This window comes from Eubacterium multiforme (assembly GCF_030813415.1).
GTDB lineage: Bacteria > Bacillota > Clostridia > Clostridiales > Clostridiaceae > Clostridium > Clostridium multiforme.
The window spans coordinates 1-4,648 of the sequence record NZ_JAUSUF010000029.1; the positions used below are offsets into that span (position 1 = coordinate 1).

General features: G+C 29.3%; 3 protein-coding genes, 3 tRNA genes and 1 other annotated feature. All 6 genes read left to right on the forward strand.

Features of this window, described 5'->3' with window-relative positions; all coding sequences use genetic code 11:
- Positions 1 to 15: 15 nt before the first annotated feature.
- The 6 genes from J2S18_RS16330 (at position 16) to murD (ending at position 4,107) form a co-directional block, all read left to right on the forward strand.
- Positions 16 to 90 (forward strand) — tRNA-Asn (locus J2S18_RS16330).
- Between the two features lie 28 nt (positions 91 to 118).
- Positions 119 to 193: transfer RNA gene (locus tag J2S18_RS16335), tRNA-Asn, on the forward strand.
- A 37-nt stretch (positions 194 to 230) separates the two neighbouring features.
- Positions 231 to 305, forward strand: a tRNA-Asn gene (locus J2S18_RS16340).
- Between the two features lie 166 nt (positions 306 to 471).
- Positions 472 to 635: a binding site (T-box leader), on the forward strand.
- A 53-nt stretch (positions 636 to 688) separates the two neighbouring features.
- Positions 689 to 2,089: a glycine--tRNA ligase gene (locus J2S18_RS16345; protein WP_307488427.1), complete on the forward strand. Its 1,401-nt coding sequence runs from the start codon at positions 689 to 691 to the stop codon at positions 2,087 to 2,089.
- A gap of 78 nt (positions 2,090 to 2,167) precedes the next feature.
- A complete protein-coding gene (locus tag J2S18_RS16350; protein ID WP_307488429.1) occupies positions 2,168 to 2,551 on the forward strand; it encodes a PH domain-containing protein in 384 nt (127 codons plus the stop codon).
- Between the two features lie 176 nt (positions 2,552 to 2,727).
- Positions 2,728 to 4,107: a UDP-N-acetylmuramoyl-L-alanine--D-glutamate ligase gene (gene murD, locus J2S18_RS16355; RefSeq protein ID WP_307488431.1), complete on the forward strand. Its 1,380-nt coding sequence runs from the start codon at positions 2,728 to 2,730 to the stop codon at positions 4,105 to 4,107.
- The last annotated feature ends 541 nt before the right edge of the window (positions 4,108 to 4,648 follow it).

Here is a 4,648-nt window from a genome sequence, read left to right on the forward strand (position 1 = left end):
AAATGTAGCAAATATTCCGCGATAGCTCAATGGTGGAGCACTCGGCTGTTAACCGATAGGTTGGAGGTTCAAGTCCTCTTCGCGGAGCCATTTTTGTTTTAAAGTATTATATTGATATTCCGCGATAGCTCAATGGTGGAGCATTCGGCTGTTAACCGACAGGTTGGAGGTTCGAGTCCTCTTCGCGGAGCCATTTTTATTTTAAAACAATATATTTGTTATATGGATATTCCGCGATAGCTCAATGGTGGAGCACTCGGCTGTTAACCGATAGGTTGGAGGTTCAAGTCCTCTTCGCGGAGCCATTTTTTTATTATTAGAAATTTAGCAGTAACTTTTAGTTGCTGCTTTTTTTGTGTTTAAAAAAGAAAAAAGTGTCTATACTATAAATAATTTCATAGAATACTTAAAATAAGCTTGTATACACCTTGACATATAAAAGTCTTTTGATAAAATGAAATATATAGTTAAATATTTGCGATGAAAAAGAAGAGTAGTTTTAAATTTATTTATAGAGAGATGATGTTTGGTGCAAATCATTAATAAATTAAAATGAAGGGAGCTTTTGAGCATAAGATAGAAAGTTGGGCTTTAGCCAAGAAGGGTGGAACCGCGGAAAGTTTTTCGTCCCTTTATTGTGCTTAAGGCTTTTTTTTATTACAAAAATAAAAATTTGGAGGGATTAACAATGGCAGTAGAAAAGACTATGGATAAGATAGTTGCACTATGTAAAAATAGAGGATTCATATTCCCAGGATCAGATATATATGGAGGTCTTGCAAATTCATGGGATTACGGTCCACTAGGAGTAGAATTTAAAAATAACGTTAAGAAGGCATGGTGGAAAAAATTCATCCAAGAAAGTCCATACAATGTAGGTGTTGACTGTGCTATATTAATGAACAAGGAAGTTTGGGTTGCATCAGGTCACTTAGGCGGATTCTCAGATCCATTAATGGATTGTAAAGAATGTAAGGCAAGATTTAGAGCAGACAAATTAGTTGAAGATCATATGACTGAAAGTGGCATAGAAGTAGCTTCAGCAGATGGAATGTCAAATGAACAGTTAAAGGCATATATAGAAGAGCACAATATAGTATGTCCTAAATGTGGAAAGATGAATTATACTGACATAAGACAATTTAACCTTATGTTTAAAACTTTCCAAGGAGTAACTGAAGATGCTAAAAATGAAATATACTTAAGACCAGAAACAGCTCAAGGTATATTTATAAACTTTAAACAAGTTCAAAGAAGCTCAAGAAAGAAAGTACCATTTGGTATAGGTCAAATTGGTAAGTCTTTCAGAAATGAAATTACTCCAGGTAACTTCACTTTCAGAACAAGAGAATTTGAACAAATGGAACTAGAATTTTTCTGTAAGCCAGGAACAGATTTAGAATGGTTTGAATATTGGAGAGAATATTGCTGGAACTTCCTATTAAACTTAGGAGTTAATAAAGATTTCTTAAGATTAAGAGACCATGAAAAAGAAGAACTTTCATTCTATTCAAATGCAACAACAGATATAGAATATTTATTCCCATTTGGATGGGGAGAACTTTGGGGAATAGCTGATAGAACAGACTATGACTTAAAGAAACATGCAGAACACTCAGGAGCAGATTTAACTTATTTAGATCCAATGACTAAAGAAAAATACATTCCATACTGTATAGAACCATCACTTGGAGCTGATAGAGTTGCACTTGCATTTTTAGTTGATGCTTATGATGAAGAAGATTTATCAACAGAAGATAAACAAGATTCAAGAATAGTTATGCATCTTCATCCAGCACTTGCACCATTTAAGGCAGCAATATTACCATTATCAAAGAAACTATCAGAAAAGGCATTAGAAGTATACGGAGAACTTGCTAAAAAGTTCAATGTTGAATATGATGAAGCTGGAAGTATAGGTAAGAGATATAGAAGACAAGATGAAATAGGTACTCCATTCTGTATAACAATAGACTTTGATACATTAGAAGATGGCGCTGTAACTGTAAGAGATAGAGATTCAATGGAACAAGAAAGAATTAAGATTGAAGATTTAGAAGCTTACATTGCTAAAAGTTTAGAATTTTAATAATTGTTATAAATAGAAGGAGCATTTTAATAAAAATGCTCCTTATACTTTAATTAATTATAAAAGGAGGAGATATATATGGGAGAATTAACAAATAAAAGAGTATTTACTTTTTATGAAGAAATAGGAATACCAGAAGATTTAAAGGGGTTTGTAAATAAAAATGAAACAGCACTTTTTGCAGTAAAAACATTTAGAGATGCAGCCATATTTACAGATAAGAAAATATTAATTTGTGATAAACAAGGAATAACAAGTAAGAAAACAGAATACTATGCTATACCATATAGCAAGATAATCACTTATTCAATAGAAACAGCAGGAAGAATGGATTTAGATGCAGAAATAAAACTTTTCTTAGCTGGAGGATTGAATATAGAACTAGAATTTATTAAAAATAGACAGCTTAATGAGTTGTTATTTAAAGTATTTAATACTATAGATGATTATGTTATTAAATAATATAAGAGCACATAAAAATGTGCTCTTTATAAAATAAAATTATTTTATAATATATAAGGTATTAAATGCTTAAAAATAATAATCTATAGTGTTATAATTAGAAACAATTAGGACAAAATTTAAAATAATTCATAATATATAAGTTGATAGTAGTATAAGACTTTTGGAGGCAAAGTATGAGAAAAGATTTTAAAGAATTTAAGGATTTTATCAAAGACAAAAAGGTTGGAGTAGTAGGAATAGGTGTTAGTAATATTCCTCTTATAAATTTTCTAGTAGAACTTGGGGCTAAGGTAACTGCTTTTGATATAAAAACAGAAGAAAAACTAGGAAGTGTTGCAGAAGATTTTAAGAAAAAGGGAGTTAATTTATCTCTTGGAGAAGATTATTTAGATAATTTAACAGGATTTGATGTTGTATTTAAGACACCTTCAATGAGAATAGATTGTGATGCTTTAATTAAGGTTAAAAATGAAGGTACATACATAACTTCAGAAATGGAAGAGTTCGTAAGATATTGCAAAGGAAAAATATATGGTGTTACAGGAAGTGACGGAAAAACAACTACTACAACTATAATATCAAAGTTATTAATGGAAGAAGGCTATAAAACTTGGGTAGGTGGAAATATTGGAACACCACTTTTTGCTCAAATTGAAGATATAAAGAAAGAAGATATGGTAGTCTTAGAATTATCAAGTTTTCAACTTATGACAATGGATTTACCAATAGATGTTGCTATATGTACTAATTTAGCACCAAATCATTTAGATATGCACAAAGATATGCAAGAATATATTGATGCAAAGAAAAATGTATTTTTATATGGAGAAGAATCAAGTGTATTAGTAGTAAATAGAGAAAATGAAATAACATATAGTTTTGAAAAGGAAGCTAAAGGTGAAGTTAGAGAATTTAGCTCAAAAAGAGTATTAGAACATGGAGCTTACTATAAAGATGGAACATTATATCTAGAAGGAAAAGAAGTAGTAAAGAGAAAAGATATTGTATTAAAAGGAATGCATAATGTAGAAAACTATTTAGCTGCATTTATAGCTACTAAAGATGATGTATCAATAAAATCTATGAAAAAGGTATGTGAAACTTTTGGTGGAGTTGAGCATAGATGTGAATTAGTAAGAGAACTTAATGGCGTTAAGTACTATAATGATTCAATTGCATCAAGCCCAACAAGAACACTTGCAGGACTTAAAGCCTTTGATGAAAAGGTAATATTAATTGCAGGTGGCTATGATAAACATATACCATTTAAACCATTAGCAGAAGAGGGATATCCATTTATAAAGAAATTAATATTACTTGGAGCAACTAAAGAGAAGATAAAAGAAGTATTTAGAAATTTAAAAGCAGAAAAAGATATAGAAGTAGAGATAATTGAGGTTAATAGCTTTGAAGATGCTGTTAATAAGGCAAAAGAAATAGCAGTAGAAGGAGATATAGTAACATTATCACCAGCATGTGCTTCATTTGATATGTTCCCTAACTTTATGGAAAGAGGAAATAAATTTAAGGAATTAGTTAATAATTTAAAATAAAAAGTAATATGAATTAAGTTACGTCCTATTAAGTAGATAAAATTAAGAGATTAATATATTTATTTAATGGGACTTTTCTTTTAATAATTAAACTGAAGGAAATAAAAGATAAATTATAATTAAAAATTATATAGATATTACTAGAAATATTAAATGAAATATGTAAAATTATAAGATTTTAAATGATAACTAAACCAGGCGTATCACTATTTGATATATAGAGAAAAAAGTAGTAATTTATAGTATTATAAAAATAATTTAATATAATGATTGATAATAAAAGATTATTAAAAGTATAAACGTGATACTATAATATCCGTTGTCAGGTAATGACGGCCACATAAGTTTCTCCTGAGGGAAAACATTGAAAAACAACTTAAAAAAAGTTGTTGACAATAAGAAACTTAAGTGATATTATAATAAAGCAGTCAACAAGATTGCTTAGATCTTTGAAAATTGAACAGAATATATAGAATACATTTAGAACCAGCAATTCTTTTTATTAAAGTAAGTTTTATGAGTATGATTAAACTTTTTATTG

Excerpts from the sequence above, each read along its gene's own strand:
- J2S18_RS16345 (WP_307488427.1), top strand. The coding sequence starts at position 689 with ATGGCAGTAGAAAAGACTATGGATAAGATAGTTGCACTATGTAAAAAT.
- J2S18_RS16350 (WP_307488429.1), top strand. The coding sequence starts at position 2,168 with ATGGGAGAATTAACAAATAAAAGAGTATTTACTTTTTATGAAGAAATA.
- murD (WP_307488431.1), top strand. The coding sequence starts at position 2,728 with ATGAGAAAAGATTTTAAAGAATTTAAGGATTTTATCAAAGACAAAAAG.